13 protein-coding genes and 1 pseudogene are annotated in these 14,211 nt (G+C 54.3%); 11 read left to right on the top strand and 3 right to left on the bottom strand.

Annotated features, from left to right (window positions below; translation table 11 throughout):
• Nucleotides 1–32: 32 nt before the first annotated feature.
• From clpB to AC3WT9_RS24930, 3 genes are read left to right on the top strand one after another with little or no spacing between them, the layout of a single operon-like run.
• Nucleotides 33–2,663: an ATP-dependent chaperone ClpB gene (gene clpB / locus AC3WT9_RS24940; protein WP_342480950.1), complete on the top strand. Its 2,631-nt coding sequence runs from the start codon at nucleotides 33–35 to the stop codon at nucleotides 2,661–2,663.
• 7 nt (nucleotides 2,664–2,670) lie between these two features.
• The gene (locus AC3WT9_RS24935) at nucleotides 2,671–2,844 is read left to right on the top strand and encodes a hypothetical protein (protein WP_341377063.1); all 174 of its coding nucleotides are present in this window, start codon (nucleotides 2,671–2,673) and stop codon (nucleotides 2,842–2,844) included.
• Nucleotides 2,834–3,010 (top strand): hypothetical protein, encoded by a 177-nt coding sequence (locus AC3WT9_RS24930; RefSeq protein WP_341377064.1) that lies wholly within the window; start codon nucleotides 2,834–2,836, stop codon nucleotides 3,008–3,010. The genes AC3WT9_RS24935 and AC3WT9_RS24930 overlap by 11 nt, the downstream gene beginning before the upstream one ends.
• 564 nt (nucleotides 3,011–3,574) lie before the next feature.
• Here the strand turns inward: AC3WT9_RS24930 and AC3WT9_RS24925 are convergent.
• Nucleotides 3,575–3,934, bottom strand: a pseudogene (locus AC3WT9_RS24925) (MFS transporter); the annotation flags it as partial.
• A 106-nt stretch (nucleotides 3,935–4,040) separates the two neighbouring features.
• Nucleotides 4,041–6,065, bottom strand: a complete 2,025-nt coding sequence (locus tag AC3WT9_RS24920; protein WP_341377065.1) for a glycosyltransferase family 2 protein — start codon at nucleotides 6,063–6,065, stop codon at nucleotides 4,041–4,043.
• 232 nt (nucleotides 6,066–6,297) lie between these two features.
• Here AC3WT9_RS24920 and AC3WT9_RS24915 point away from each other — a divergent pair, with 232 nt between their 5' ends.
• From AC3WT9_RS24915 to AC3WT9_RS24880, 8 genes are all read left to right on the top strand, one after another.
• Nucleotides 6,298–6,510 carry a hypothetical protein gene (locus AC3WT9_RS24915; RefSeq protein WP_341089281.1) on the top strand — a complete coding sequence of 71 codons (213 nt, stop codon included), beginning with the start codon at nucleotides 6,298–6,300 and terminating at the stop codon, nucleotides 6,508–6,510.
• Nucleotides 6,507–6,938, top strand: coding sequence for a peptidylprolyl isomerase (locus tag AC3WT9_RS24910; RefSeq protein WP_341089282.1), 432 nt, complete (start codon nucleotides 6,507–6,509; stop codon nucleotides 6,936–6,938). Before AC3WT9_RS24915 ends, AC3WT9_RS24910 begins: the two co-directional genes overlap by 4 nt.
• Nucleotides 6,939–7,075: 137 nt before the next feature.
• The gene (locus AC3WT9_RS24905) at nucleotides 7,076–8,689 is read left to right on the top strand and encodes an ABC transporter substrate-binding protein (protein WP_341089283.1); all 1,614 of its coding nucleotides are present in this window, start codon (nucleotides 7,076–7,078) and stop codon (nucleotides 8,687–8,689) included.
• An 84-nt stretch (nucleotides 8,690–8,773) separates the two neighbouring features.
• On the top strand, nucleotides 8,774–9,724 hold the full coding sequence (locus AC3WT9_RS24900; RefSeq protein WP_076114551.1) for an ABC transporter permease: 951 nt from the start codon (nucleotides 8,774–8,776) through the stop codon (nucleotides 9,722–9,724).
• 4 nt (nucleotides 9,725–9,728) lie between these two features.
• Nucleotides 9,729–10,574 carry an ABC transporter permease gene (locus AC3WT9_RS24895; protein ID WP_341377067.1) on the top strand — a complete coding sequence of 282 codons (846 nt, stop codon included), beginning with the start codon at nucleotides 9,729–9,731 and terminating at the stop codon, nucleotides 10,572–10,574.
• Between the two features lie 15 nt (nucleotides 10,575–10,589).
• Complete coding sequence (locus AC3WT9_RS24890; protein WP_341377068.1) at nucleotides 10,590–11,603, top strand: ABC transporter ATP-binding protein; 1,014 nt, start codon at nucleotides 10,590–10,592, stop codon at nucleotides 11,601–11,603.
• Nucleotides 11,600–12,517 carry an ABC transporter ATP-binding protein gene (locus tag AC3WT9_RS24885; protein ID WP_341089288.1) on the top strand — a complete coding sequence of 306 codons (918 nt, stop codon included), beginning with the start codon at nucleotides 11,600–11,602 and terminating at the stop codon, nucleotides 12,515–12,517. Before AC3WT9_RS24890 ends, AC3WT9_RS24885 begins: the two co-directional genes overlap by 4 nt.
• 73 nt (nucleotides 12,518–12,590) lie before the next feature.
• Nucleotides 12,591–13,028, top strand: a complete 438-nt coding sequence (locus AC3WT9_RS24880) for a hypothetical protein (RefSeq protein ID WP_341089290.1) — start codon at nucleotides 12,591–12,593, stop codon at nucleotides 13,026–13,028.
• A 334-nt stretch (nucleotides 13,029–13,362) separates the two neighbouring features.
• Here AC3WT9_RS24880 and AC3WT9_RS24875 read toward each other — a convergent pair whose 3' ends face one another.
• Nucleotides 13,363–14,202 (bottom strand): SDR family oxidoreductase, encoded by an 840-nt coding sequence (locus tag AC3WT9_RS24875; RefSeq protein WP_341377069.1) that lies wholly within the window; start codon nucleotides 14,200–14,202, stop codon nucleotides 13,363–13,365.
• Nucleotides 14,203–14,211: the final 9 nt, after the last annotated feature.

Raw genomic sequence — 14,211 nt, 5'->3', positions numbered from 1 at the left:
AGCGATGAAGAAAGGGAAAGGTGATGAAGGAGATGGACTTCAACAAACTAACACAAAAACTGCAGGAAGCCGTTGCAGCCGCACAATCGCTGGCGGGTTCGGGCGGACATCAGGAGATCGGTAACCTGCACCTGCTTAAGGCGCTGCTCCAGCAGCAGGATGGACTGCTGCCGCGGCTGCTGCAGAAGATGAACATTCCCGCTGCCGAGCTGCTGCAGGGTACGGATGAGCTGCTTCAGCGGAAGCCCAGTGTCAGCGGATCGGGTGCCGGCACGATGCGGCGGTATGCTTCGCCATCGCTGATTGCCGTACTGGAGCAGGCTGAGAAGGAAGCGGCAGGGATGCAGGATGAGTTCGTTGCTGTAGAGCATGCCGTACTGGCCATGGTGTCTGTTTCCGGCAGCGAAAACCGCGAGCTGCGCGAACTGTTTGCCAGCCGGGGGATTACACGCGACAAGCTGCTGGCTGTGCTTGCAGATATCCGCGGGCACCAGCGGGTGACGAGCCGGGAGCCGGAAGCCACCTACGAGGTGTTGGAGAAATACGGCCGTGATCTGGTGGCCGAAGTGCGGGCCGGCAAGATTGATCCCGTTATTGGACGTGACGGGGAGATTCGCCGGGTCATCCGCATCCTTTCCCGCAAAACCAAAAACAACCCGGTGCTGATCGGGGAGCCGGGCGTAGGGAAGACGGCCATCGTCGAAGGGCTGGCTCACCGGATCGTCCGTAAGGATGTGCCGGAGGGACTGAAGGACAAGACGATTTTTTCGCTCGATATGAGTGCACTGGTCGCCGGAGCCAAATACCGCGGGGAATTCGAGGAGCGGCTGCAGGCGGTTCTGAAGGAGATACGCGAGAGCAACGGGCGGATCATTCTCTTCATTGATGAGCTGCATACGATTGTCGGTGCAGGCAAAACCGAAGGAGCGATGGACGCCGGGAACATGCTGAAGCCGATGCTGGCCCGAGGCGAGCTGCACTGTATCGGGGCGACGACGCTGGATGAGTACCGCAAGTATATTGAGAAGGACCCGGCGCTGGAGCGCCGTTTCCAGCAGGTGCTGGTCAGCGAGCCGGATGTAGAGGACACGATCTCCATTCTGCGCGGGCTGAAGGACCGCTTTGAGGTGCATCACGGGGTCAAAATCCATGACAGCGCACTTGTAGCAGCGGGCGTGCTGTCGAACCGCTATATCACGGACCGGTTCCTCCCGGATAAGGCGATTGATCTGGTAGATGAGGCCTGTGCAATGATCCGCACGGAGATCGACTCCATGCCGGGAGAAATGGATGAGGTGACCCGCCGCCTGATGCAGATGGAGATTGAAGAAGCTGCGCTGAAGAAAGAAACTGATGACGCCAGCAAACGCAGGCTGGAATCCTTGCAGCGTGAATTGGCCGACCTTAAGGAGAAGCATCTTGGGATGACGGCGCGCTGGGAAAAGGAAAAGTCAGCTATTCAAGGCATCCGTGAGCTGAAGAAAAAATTGGAGCAGGCGCGCAAGGACCTGGTGGATGCGCAGGAAATCTACGACCTCAACAAATCGGCGGAGCTGAGCTACGGCATCATCCCGGATCTGGAGCGGCAGGTGAAGGCTGCGGAGGAAGCGGCGCAGCAAGATCAGGAGACCCGGCTGCTGCGCGAGGCTGTGACAGAGGAAGAAATCGCGGATATCGTCTCTCGCTGGACAGGAGTTCCCGTGAGCAGACTGGTCGAAGGCGAGCGGGATAAGCTGCTGCGGCTGGAGGATACGCTGCATGAGCGGGTTGTCGGGCAGGAGGAGGCGGTCCGGCTGGTGGCGGATGCCGTACTCCGGGCCAGGGCAGGCATCAAAGACCCAAACCGGCCCATCGGCTCCTTCCTGTTCCTCGGGCCGACCGGTGTTGGCAAAACCGAGCTGGCAAAGGCGCTGGCCGTATCGCTGTTCGACCGTGAAGACGGCATGATCCGTATTGATATGTCGGAGTATATGGAGAAGCACAGCGTCTCACGCCTTGTCGGTGCGCCTCCGGGGTATGTCGGCTATGAGGAAGGCGGCCAGCTTACCGAAGCGGTGCGCCGTCAGCCCTACACCGTTGTCCTTCTGGACGAGGTGGAGAAGGCCCATCCCGATGTGTTCAACATTCTTCTGCAGCTGCTGGATGACGGGCGGCTGACCGACTCACAGGGCCGGATCGTCGACTTCAAAAACTCGATTATCATTATGACCTCGAATATCGGCTCGCCGCATCTGATCCAGGGTACCGATGATAACGGGGAGCTGACGAAGGCGGTCAAGGACAGAGTCATGAAGGAACTGAGCGGGCATTTCCGTCCCGAGTTCCTGAACCGGGTCGACGATATCGTAATGTTCAAGCCGCTGACATTGGCTGAAATTGAGCAGATCGTTGTCAAGCTGGTCGACGGCTTGCGTCTGCGTCTGAGCGACCGGGGGGTTGGCCTTAAGCTAAGCGAGGCGGCGGTGCGGTTCATCGCCAAGGAGGGGTTTGATCCGGTGTACGGAGCAAGACCGCTCAAGCGGTTCATCCAGCGCAGTCTGGAGACACCTGTTGCGCGCGCCCTCATTGCCGGGGAGGCGCCGGAGGGATCTGTCCTGGAGGTTCACCATGCGGGCGGTGAGCTGGAAGTTTCCATTGCTAAGCCGGAGCCGGCGGAGAAATAAGCACGGTGTGAGAAGCTGGCAGACAAGTCGTGTCGGGCAGGGAGCAGCCGGCATTGATGCGCTGCGTTCTGAGCTGCTAAGCGGCTTGTGGTTCGCTTGTGTTCCGCGCCACGAAGAAACTCGCGATACGAGGCACTCTGTGCTGCGTAACACTACTGGTGCCGCACTCTGTGCTGCGTAACACTGCTGGTGCGCACTCTGTGCTGCGTAACATTACTAGTGCCGCACTCCGCGCAGCGAAGCAGGGCGCTGGTACTCTGCGTTCCACATCGCGCACCGCTCAGTTCAGACTATTTGATGCCCTGCCTTGGCTGGAATTGGCCGCCAAGGCAGTTCTTCCGGTCTGATCAGCAGATAGCTGCACTTCGTACAACTAAATCGACCCGTTATCCAAGCGGTGGAGGTTTAATTGTATTTCGTGCAGCTATTTTTTTGATTTCCCGCCCATTCAGCCTTGTGACGGTTTTTTAATTGCAGGAACTGCAACTATAACCCGCTTTTGGCCTTTTTGGCTGGGAATAGTTGCACGAAATACAGCTATAGATCTGGAATTGAAATTCTGTACTCCGCAATTCTGCAATCAATCTGATTACGGCAGGCATCCATTTATTGCATTTGATGAAGCAAAAACTGGAGCAGACTAAGGGTATCTACTGCTATCTACTGCTATCTACTGCTATCTGCTGCTATTTACTGCTATCTACTGCTATCTACTGCTATCTACTGCTTCTGCTGCATCAAATTGTCCAAGTCCGGCACAAAACGAGCGTCCACCAGCAATGGCTGAGGGACACTCTTTTTGTGCTATTGAAACGGTGTAGGATAATGGTGAAGCTTTCAACTAAAAATGCTCTTTACTCAAGAAAACTGAGGGCAACAGCGGCCCTAGAGCAGTTGATCGCGTTTCTTCAAATGGCGGTAGAGCAATCAGGTGCTACTGTTGAGCTGAGGCCGTAAAAGAAATGGGACAGATTCATCATTGTGTCCGTATTCTTCACGAAGATTCACGCTCCCAGCACAGCTAGACCAATTTCCAGCATCCCGTTGTCGATGTATATTATATCAGGAAGAAGGAGCTGGAAAGCGCCGGATAGCAGTGCGGGAGGAAGATGAATATGCCCGAAACGGCCATCGAGGCGAGGGTAAATCAAACTTACAGCCTTAATGCCGATACGGCGGATCAATAGAGCGGTGAGGGAGCAGGCCAGCAGGTAACCCAGCGAATTTAGCGATAAAAGCGTACCAAGCTGTATTTCGTACAGCCGCAGATCAGAAAGCTGACGAACACGGTCAGCAGCTGCAGAATATAGTTTCGTTTAGTTGATGTGTGCAGTAAAGTTTGCATGAAAAACCGCATAGGGTCCAGTATACTACCACTCACTCTATCCAAGGAACCAAGTTGGGGTGTTGCTCCAGAATGGAGGCATATTGCTCTTTCCAACCGTATATTCCATCCGGATCAAGCAGCATATAGCGCAAATATTTATCCAGCCTGAATTCTGGCCGGGACCAGCCGAGATGCTTTAGCCGCAAATTGCTTAATTGATGGGGCAGCTCAAAAATATTCTCCGGCAGCCGTCCGCAATGCTGCGGCGATTCATTCCAGATATAGGGGAAACCCTCGCGGTAGCGGAGCAGAAACGGCCGATAGCTGTGGTGGGAACGCCAATACCTGTCTTCACGGTAGTGATGATCATCCCAGAAATCATAGAGCCGGAAGCAGAACAGGTCGCAAGCATCCTCCCGCAGCAGGGCGTCGATGTCCCCGGCAAACCTTTCCTCAAAAATCTCATCTGCATCCAGGCTCAGGATCCATTCCGGCCCACTCTTAACAACCTCATCCCACTGCTGCTTGCGCAGCTCCGCCTCATTGCTGAACTTGGAGACAGTGTTGTGTATAAGAAAGAGTGGAATGCCCTGGAGGGCTTCCCGGCAAATATCGGCCGTGTTATCCGTGCTGCCATCGTCAATAATGACGGCTTCGTCGATATACTTGCGATGCTCCTGCAGAATCTGCCGCAGGAAGCGCTGGCTCTCATTTTTGACGACCATCGTCAGAGTCAGCTTTGGTCGTCTGGCAGCCGGAGAAGCAGTGGCAGCAGACGCCGACGGGACGGCATTGGCGGTACGATTCGCTGCCTCAGCGGGTTCATCTCCCGGCAGTGCCGGCAGGTCTTTGCTCAGGCGTACCTTCGCCTCAGCCGCTGTCCACGGAGCAGAGTGCTGCGGTGAATCCTGATGAACCAACGTTTCCCCGGATCCCGCTTCCGGCTCGGCTTTTGCAGCTTGGCCAGCCTCCGCCACCGTTTGTTGTACATCTCCGGGTGCCGCAGAAGGCTCCGTTTGTTGTACATCTCCGGGTGCCGCAGAAGGCTCCGTTTGTTGTACATCTCCGGGTGTCGCAGAAGGCTCCGTTTGTTGTACATCCCCGGGTGCCGCAGAACCCTCCGTTTCTTCTACCACTCCCGGAACTGCCTCCGCTTCTTGTACGCCTCCCGGTGCAGCGGCAGCTTGTGCGCCTCCCATCGTTCCCAGCGTATCGGCTGTATCTGTCCCGTTATCAGTCCCGCCTACAGCTGCTTCCGGAGCGGGTGACGTCAGCCGGATATAATCCTCCACCTTGCTAAGGTCGCTGTCCCTGTAGAGATGCAGCGCAGGATAGTGGGTGTCGACATATAGCGGAATGCCCAGAGCGGCGGCCCGGATGCAGAAATGGCGGTCTTCGCCCCAGTAGGAGATATTCCGGATCACATCATAGCTTACCCCGGACTCGATAGCCCGGCGGCTGATCAGCGTGCAGGCGCCAAGGCCGCCAACCTCATAGATTCCCGGCTGCTGCAGCTTGGCCAGAAAGGCGTGAAATCTGTGGTTGATCTCCTCGTGGGTAAGCTTCTCCCCCGGAAGTGCCTCCCACTGGTTGTACTCGTCATGCATCCAGACCTGCGGCTGCAGCATCGTGTTCGGCTGCCATTGCGTCCAGAAGACCTCCGAGATAATATCTTTTTGCGTCTGGATCAGGTGGAGTAACGTGTCTGGATGCAAGATTAAATCCGAATCGATCAGGAACAGATAGTCATAGCCGAAGGCTTCAGCCCGCCGGATCATCAGGTTCTTGAAGCCAGCTACCTTCCAGACCAGGCCCGAATTCCAAAAATGGGTATGATCATCCCGGACATAGGTATCGCGGAAGCCGGAGGACTGCAGGAATACATTATTGGCGCTTTTGGAGAATTCCTGCAGCAGCGAACTGGACGCTTCATCCTCATTGTCATCAATGAAGTAGAAATCCAGCTCAACACCTTCAAGCTGCAGGCGCAGCAGTGATTTTAGAAATTGGTGCAGGATCAGCGGTTTTTGGTGGATCGGGCTGCCGAGCAGTACGCGTGTCTGGGGTCCGCTCATAGCTTTCCATTCCAGTACAGGGTCATCATTAATAGAACATCCCCTTGGATTTACAAATAGATGATTTAGATTATATGTATTCAATATATTTAGAGAGGTACTAGACTAAGCCTTATTTTTTATAGGGGGTGGGAATTTATGGATTGGTGTCTGGGGACAGCCTGTTGTACAATACCGCTTAAAGACTGCAACGGGCAGTCGGCAGGCTGACGGGAGGAGTGGCACTATCGCTATGGATAAATCACCGCTGAAAGTACAACAGCTGATCAATCTGCTGCTGGCAATGAATCCTCGTGCCGAGGTGTTCTGGCATGATGCGGAGGGGAACTACCGGCCGCTGCGGGATGAGGATGTACAGGAGATCTATGCGCCGCAGGAAACTGCCAAGACGGTTGCCCATATTGGCGGCCCTTATAGAAATGAAGAGCCGGAGGGGAGATCATGAAGCAGGCATCCATCAGGCTGGAGCAAGGACAATTTATTGAGCTTGAGCTTCATGAGCAGGAAGCCCCGGGTACCGTAGCCAATTTTGAAAAGCTGGCGAACAGCGGCTTTTATAACGGCCTGACTTTTCAGCGTGTAGTCCGCGGGTTCGTAGCTCAGGGCGGGTGTCCCGAAGGCACAGGGCGTGGAGGCACCGATAAAATCCCCTGTGAAACGCAGAATAATCCCCACAAGCATGTGCGCGGCGCCTTGTCGATGGCTCATTTCGGACCTAATACCGGCAGCTGCCAGTTTTTTATCTGCTATGATACGTTTGATTATTTAGATCGCTGGCATACGGTGTTCGGAAGAGTCACGGCAGGAATGGAGCATGTGGACGCCTTGAAGCGCGGGGACGTCATGTCAGAGGTTAAGGTGTGGAATCGTTAGACGCCCTACCCGTCTTTATAGGCGATTCCCTCGAACTCCCATTATTGTGAAATTGCATCCATTGTAATTCCGAGTATTCCGATATATAATTCATAAAAGAAGTAATGAAGTTGCTCATAGACATGGAGGAGAAACAAATGCGTAGAGGATTATCAGGGGTTATTGTTCTAATATTGTTAACGGTTATGATCAGTGCGTGCTCCGGGGGGAATAACGCAGCATCAACAAATGCAAGCCAGTCACCGGACGCCTCGCAGCAGCCTGCGGCAGGTGAACCCAAAGACGGCGGGAACCTGATTATCGGGGTGGCTTCCGATCCGGTAGTGCTTAATCCGAACTATGCAGGTGACCGGGTCAGCCTGACGATTGACCAGGCGCTGTATGCCCCGTTGTTCCAGGTTAATAACGGAGAGAAAACATTTTATCTGGCGGACAGCCTTACGCCTTCGGCCGATAATCTTACTTATACACTGAAGCTGAAAAGCGGGCTCACCTGGCATGACGGAGAGAAGCTGACAGCGGACGACGTAGTGTTTACCATTGACAGCATTTTGGATGAGGCACAGAACAGCTTCCTCAGAGCCAGCTTTGTTATCGGCGACAAGCCGGTCAAAGCGGTGAAGGTGGATGATGTGACTGTAGAATTCCAGCTGCCACAAGTCAGCCCGGCTTTCGAAGCTGCACTGGTGCAGGTGTTCCCGATTCCAAAGCATATCTTTGAGAATGAAACCGATCTGGAGAAAAGCACCAAAAACGCCTCTCCTGTAGGTTCGGGCCCATTCAAGTTTAAAGAGTATAAAGCCGGTGAGTATCTTACACTGGAAAGATTTGATAACTATTTCGGCGGTAAGCCGCACCTGGATTCCGTAACTTACCGGATTGCCAAGGATACGAACGCTGCCAACCTTGCCCTGCAGAATGGCGAGATCAACGTGCAGTACCTGGATCCAAAGGATGTAGCGACTATCCAGGCTACAAATAATTTTCAGATCCTGCCTTACAGTGAAGGCCGCCTGGCTTATCTGATGTTCAATGCCAACAGCGACACAGGTGTTCTGGCTAAAAAAGAAGTACGTCAAGCTCTGTCCCTGGCGCTTAGCCGTGATGAACTGATTCAAACGGCATACACTTCCAGTGAATATGCCGATCCGGCGAAGTCATTCCTGACTCCGGACGCGCTATACTTCACCAATGACGTGACTACGTATGACAATGATGTCGCCAAAGCAAAGGAACTGCTGGAGGCGGCTGGGGTCAGCAACCTCAAGCTGAGATATATTGTGCAAAGCGGCAACAAGACACAGGAAGCCATCTCCCTGTATGTACAGCAGAAGCTAAAAGCGGTCGGCGTAGAGGTTGAATTGCAGAATATGGATTCCTCAGCCTGGGTGCAGAAGTTTATTGACCTGAAGGCTAAGGACTACGAGCTGGCATTGACCGGATATATCATGGGATATGATCCCGATGCTTACCGCATCCTGTTCACTTCGGGCGCTTCCTCCAACTACTCGCATTATGCGAATCCAGAGGTTGACCAGTTGCTGAAGGATGGAGCCGGCGAGGCTGACACAGCCAAACGCGGCGAGATCTACAAGAAAGCACAGCAAATTGTTGCTGAAGATGCGCCGATCTACCCAATCGCTTATACTAAAACTGTTGTAGCCGTGTCCAACGCCTATGGCGGAATTGAAGAAGCTGTTCTGAAGCCTGTCGTTATTTTCGAAGATTTGTCCAAAATCTATTTGAAATAAAGCGCAGCGAAAAATAAGTACGGCAAAAAATAAGCTGGACATCCAGCTTATTTTTTGCTGATCAAGAGCTGGGAGAATATGCGTATGAGACAACTCATTTTTCGTAGACTGCTGCAAACGATCCCGATGTTGTTCTTCGTGTCGGTTGTCTGCTTTACGATGATCAAGCTGGCTCCGGGAGATCCGGTGCTGTCCTTTGTAACACCGAATATGCATGCCGATGATATCGAGCGCATCCGCCATAACCTGGGGCTGGATAAGCCGGCGTATATTCAATATTTTATCTGGATCAAAGAAATCGCCCAGGGCGACTTCGGGTATTCCCTGGTCAACCATCAGCCGGTATTGGATCAAATTCTGGACCGTTTGCCGGCGACAGCCGGACTGATGGGCAGTGCGATCCTGCTTGCGGTGCTGCTGGCGATTCCCCTTGGCCTGATTGCCGGTGCGAACCGCAACCGCTGGGCCGACAAGCTGATTAATTTTATCTCCTACATCGGGATTTCGGTGCCATTATTCTGGCTGGCCATTTTGCTAATGTACTTATTTGCCATTAAACTGCATCTGCTGCCGAGTATGGGGATGCGTACGATTGGTGTGGAATCGGCGGTTGATGTGCTGAAGCACGGGATTTTGCCCTGCTCTGTTCTGGCTTTTGGTTTTCTCGCCACGTACGTGCGCTACATCCGCTCCAGCACTATCGGTCAGCTGAAAGAGGAATATGTGCAGATTCAGTATGCTTTTGGCTCGAAGAAGTCGACGATACTGTTCCGTCATGTCATGAAGCATGTGCTGTTGCCTGTAATTACGCTGCTTGGCATGTCCATGGGCGATCTGGTGGCAGGGGCCATCGTGACGGAGACGGTATTTTCCTGGCCGGGCATCGGGTCGCTGGGAATGACGGCAGTCAAGGGAATGGATTACCCGGTCATTATGGGGATCACGCTATTCTCTTCCCTGATGCTGATTATCGGCAATCTGGTGGCGGATATTCTCTACAGCTTCGTTGATCCGAGAATTAAATTAAAGGGGTGACCTCATGAATCGCAGTAAATGGAAAAATCTAAAATCGGAGCTGTTTACGAACGGTCTGGGTGTCGCCGCTCTCGTAATATTGATTGTATTTACCCTTGGAGCCATTTTCGCCTTCCTGTCCGGCTATGATCCCAATGCAATGGATGCGATGGCGAGACTAACTCCGCCGGGGGCCGCCCATTGGTTTGGAACGGATGATTATGGCCGGGATTATCTGGCCAGAGCGTTGTACGGCGGCCGCGTGTCCCTGCTGGTCGGCTTCGCCTCGATGATTGTGGCAACCGTCATTGGGGTAACAGTGGGCGTAATCAGCGGCTATTTCGGCGGCTGGCTGGATAATCTCCTGATGCGTATGCTGGATGTTATCATGTCGATTCCTTCCTTCCTGATTCTGCTGCTGCTCAGCGTGTTTCTGAAACCAAGCGTCAGCAATATTATCATCATTATTGCGCTCCTGATGTGGATGAATGTAGCCCGGGTTATCCGTGCGGAGGCGATGACGATCAAGGAACGCGAATATGTGCTGTACGCCAAGGCGTCGGGACAAAGCGCCACAGGCATTATCTGGCGGCATATTCTTCCCGGCCTGGTGCCGGTCATTATTGTAGGAGCAACGAACAACATTGCTTCGGCCATTATGATGGAATCCTCGCTGAGCTTTCTCGGCTTCGGCGTACAGCCGCCGCATGCCACCTGGGGCAGCATGCTGAACAGCGCGCAGGGCTATATTGCCCAGGCGCCTTACTTGGCGTTGTTTCCCGGGCTGATGATTTTGTTAACCGTACTGAGCTTTAATGTGCTGGGTGATATTTTGCGGGTCGGCTTTGAACCAAAGCTGATCCGGAGATAGGAGAGTGAAGACATCATGACGCAGAGGCTGCTGTCTGTTGAGGATTTGCAAGTATCGTTCTCTACCCGCGATGGGGAGAACCAGGCGGTCCGGGGAGTCAGCTTTCATATAGATGCCGGTGAAACCGTGGGAATCGTCGGGGAATCCGGCAGTGGTAAAAGTGTCACGGCCAAGGCAATTATGTCCTTGATTACACCTCCGGGCCGCATTACCGCCGGAAATATTGAGTTCCGCGGCGAGAATCTGAACGGGCTCTCGGAGAAGCATTGGCGCAAGCTGCGCGGCAACCGGATCGCCATGGTCTTTCAGGACCCGATGACCTCGCTGAATCCGGTCAAGCGAATCGGGCAGCAATTAACGGAAGTCATCCGCAGACACCGCGGATTGAATAAAGAGGCGGCTTACGCCGAAGCGGCGGATATGCTGCGCCAAGTGGGCATCCGTGATCCGGAGCAGCGGCTGAAGCAGTATCCGCATGAATTCAGCGGAGGAATGCGGCAGCGGGTAATGATCGCCATGGCGCTCTCCTGCCAGCCGGAGCTGCTGATTGCCGACGAGCCGACAACCGCGCTGGATGCAACGATCCAGGCGCAGATTCTTGACCTGTTTAAAGAGCTGAAGGGAAGATCGGAGACCGCTGTCGCGCTGATTACCCATGATCTCGGTGTGGTAGCTCAGGTCTGCACCCGGGTTATCGTGATGTACGGTGGGCTTATTATGGAAGAGGGGACGGTCCAGGATATCTTCTACCGCCCCCAGCATCCCTATACCCAGGGCCTGCTGCGCTCGATCCCGAAACGTGGCGGCGGCTCGCGCGAGCGGCTTATTCCAATTGAGGGCACGCCGCCGGATCTGCTGAATCCGCCGCCGGGCTGCCCGTTCATGGAACGCTGCCCGCATGCCTTTGCCCGCTGCAGCGAGCGGCCTCCGGTAACCGAGCTGTCTCCGGGCCACCGCTCCATGTGCTGGCTGGCGGAAGGCGCGCCGGAAGCTGCTGCAGTTCGTGCGGAAGGAGGGGAAGCCCTGTGAGTAAAAGCGATGTGCTGGTGGATGTGAACAATCTCAAGAAGCATTTCTCCAAAGGCAAAGATATGCGCGGACGCGACACCGCCGTGCTGAAAGCAGTCGACGGCGTCAGCTTCCAAATCCGCCGGGGCGAAACCTTCGGACTGGTCGGAGAATCGGGCAGCGGAAAGTCGACGGTAGGACGCTGCCTGCTCCGGCTATATGATTATACAGGCGGCGGGGTGTCATTTGACGGCCAGTCGCTCGGCTCTCTTAGCGAGAAGCAGCTAAAGCCTTTCCGCAGACGGATTCAGTCGATCTTTCAGGATCCGTATTCCTCGTTGAATCCCAGTCTGAATGTGCTGGAGCTGATCAGCGAGCCGATGAAAATCCATGGCGTGCACCAAGGTGAAGAACGCAAAGAAGCGGTGGCCTCGCTGCTGGAGAAGGTAGGACTCAAGAGAGATCATTTGTACCGCTTCCCTCATGAGTTCAGCGGCGGCCAGCGCCAGCGGATTTCCATCGCCAGAGCGCTTTCCGTGCGCCCTGAATTTGTCGTCTGTGACGAGCCGATTTCGGCGCTCGACGTCTCCGTCCAAGCTCAAGTCGTCAATATGCTGGAGGATTTGCAGTCCGAATTCGGACTGACGTATCTCTTCATCGCCCATGATCTGTCGATGGTCCGGCATATTTCCGACCGGATCGGCGTCATGTACGGCGGACGCCTTGTCGAGGTTGCGGAGAGCGATGAGCTGTACGACAACCCAATTCATCCGTATACCAAAGCGTTGCTGTCTTCCATTCTGGAGACTGACCCAATGAAGGTGAATCAGAGAATTCATCTGGACGGCTTCTCTGTCTCGCGCGGCGAGGGTGAAGCCGTCAAGCTGCAGGAAGTGAGCCCAGGCCACTTTGTGGCCTACGACTTCGCGGAATAAAGGGCAGCTGTGCTATGATTTGAAATAAGGATAGGCTGAGTTAATGGTGTTATTACTGGAGGGAGGTCATACAATGACAGAAACATCGGGCAAAGTTAAATTATCGCAATGGGATGCGCTGCTGCTGGAATCGCTGCGGTCCTTGGGTTGGGAGAGCGGGCAACTGCTCGGAATAACCTCCGGTGGAGAGCTGCCGGTGGACGAGAGTGAATTCCATTTTGACTATCAGCAATTGGCAGCTTTCGCTGCGGAGCAGCCGGAGGAGTACCGCCGTGCGGTAACGGATGGCTACCAGATCAAGTACAATACCATTCGCGGGATTCGCAGCTGGATTGCTGTAGCCCTCGGCAAAGAGGCGAAGCTTGAGCTGGAGGAAGGCAAGGAAGCGGTGGAGGTGGCTCTGTTGGACACTGAGAAAAGCCGTCTGGAAGCGGTGCTCTCCTTCGGATGGCAGATGATTTCTGGACAGGCTGAGGCCGGAGTATACCGGATCGAGCCGATCCAGCGGTAAACGGGGTACAAGGCATTCATAAAGTTTTATCGACATCAGAGAAGATTGTGCCCGGCGCTCTGCCGGGGCAATCTTTTTTTGTTGAAATATAATATGAAATAGAAACGTTAATCCGGGCTAGGAGGGGAATCAGTGTTACAATCGAAAAGCGCTGGTGTTACAGGATGGGCAAACGCTAGTATTCGGAGATAAGGTGCTGACGGCTATGTTGCGCCGGGGCATACGGGTGATGGACTGTGCAACAGGGAGCTGATAGAGAAGGAGCTGGCTGAAACTGCCGGTCAGACTTGAAGACCGGAAACGCAGTTTAGAGCCAGCTCCTCTTTCAAGCCGTTTATAGATTGAGCTGGATCTTGCGGGTGTTGAGCACACCTTCGAGTCCGGTAGGGTCTGTGCTTATCTTGCGGGTGACGAAGGCTTCCGCCTGTTCCGAGGTGCGGATCCGCAGCGGCTTGGTTTCCATATGCACCAGGTCCCACATGACGTCCGCTACAGAAGCAGCGGTCTGCGGCACCACGTTCCGCTGCAGGAATGTCGCGGTATAGGCATCAAGAACCGGCTTATATTCGTCCTCCAGAATTCCTCCGGTGTCGGCTACATGACCGAGCACGGTCTTGTTGAATTCAGTGGCGATGGCTCCAGGCTCAAGCAGCGTGACATCAATATTGAACTGCGGCTTGTAGTAGGTAGCCAGACTTTCCAGCAAGCCCTCCACCGCGAACTTGCTTGCGCAATAGATCTCGTTCATCGGCTGGCCAACCAGTCCGCCGACGCTTGAAGTGGCTACAATGTGTCCATACCCGGTGCGGCGCAACAGCGGCAGCGCGGCCCGAATCGTATGCATGACGCCATATACGTTAGTGTCGAACACCTTTTGAATGTCCTCCAGCGGTGCTTGTCCAAGCGCCCGGAGATAGCCAAAGCCCGCATTGGCAAACAACACATCAAGTTGGCCCTGCTCCTGATCAATCCGCTCGATCACAGCCTGAACCGATTCCGGCTTCGTAACCTCCAGCTCCACAAAATGAAGATTGCTCTCTCCACGGTACTGTTCCTGATCGTGTGCGGGGTTTCGTGTACCAGCGTAGACGATCCAGCCTTCACGTGCGAACTTCAAGGCCGAGGCCAGGCCAACTCCGGATGAGGCTCCGGTAATACAGATGATTTTTCCCATAAGATAAAG

This window comes from Paenibacillus sp. EB106-06-01-XG199, from assembly GCF_058791575.1.
Note: the sequence above shows the minus strand (reverse complement) of the source record. Positions and strands in the feature narration are given on the sequence as shown.

What these genes read in the sequence shown, in the direction of transcription:
- clpB (WP_342480950.1), top strand. Translation starts at nt 33, where the DNA reads ATGGACTTCAACAAACTAACACAAAAACTGCAGGAAGCCGTTGCAGCC.
- AC3WT9_RS24920 (WP_341377065.1), bottom strand. Translation starts at nt 6,065, where the DNA reads ATGAGCGGACCCCAGACACGCGTACTGCTCGGCAGCCCGATCCACCAA.
- AC3WT9_RS24915 (WP_341089281.1), top strand. Translation starts at nt 6,298, where the DNA reads ATGGATAAATCACCGCTGAAAGTACAACAGCTGATCAATCTGCTGCTG.
- AC3WT9_RS24910 (WP_341089282.1), top strand. Translation starts at nt 6,507, where the DNA reads ATGAAGCAGGCATCCATCAGGCTGGAGCAAGGACAATTTATTGAGCTT.
- AC3WT9_RS24905 (WP_341089283.1), top strand. Translation starts at nt 7,076, where the DNA reads ATGCGTAGAGGATTATCAGGGGTTATTGTTCTAATATTGTTAACGGTT.
- AC3WT9_RS24900 (WP_076114551.1), top strand. Translation starts at nt 8,774, where the DNA reads ATGAGACAACTCATTTTTCGTAGACTGCTGCAAACGATCCCGATGTTG.
- AC3WT9_RS24895 (WP_341377067.1), top strand. Translation starts at nt 9,729, where the DNA reads ATGAATCGCAGTAAATGGAAAAATCTAAAATCGGAGCTGTTTACGAAC.
- AC3WT9_RS24890 (WP_341377068.1), top strand. Translation starts at nt 10,590, where the DNA reads ATGACGCAGAGGCTGCTGTCTGTTGAGGATTTGCAAGTATCGTTCTCT.
- AC3WT9_RS24880 (WP_341089290.1), top strand. Translation starts at nt 12,591, where the DNA reads ATGACAGAAACATCGGGCAAAGTTAAATTATCGCAATGGGATGCGCTG.
- AC3WT9_RS24875 (WP_341377069.1), bottom strand. Translation starts at nt 14,202, where the DNA reads ATGGGAAAAATCATCTGTATTACCGGAGCCTCATCCGGAGTTGGCCTG.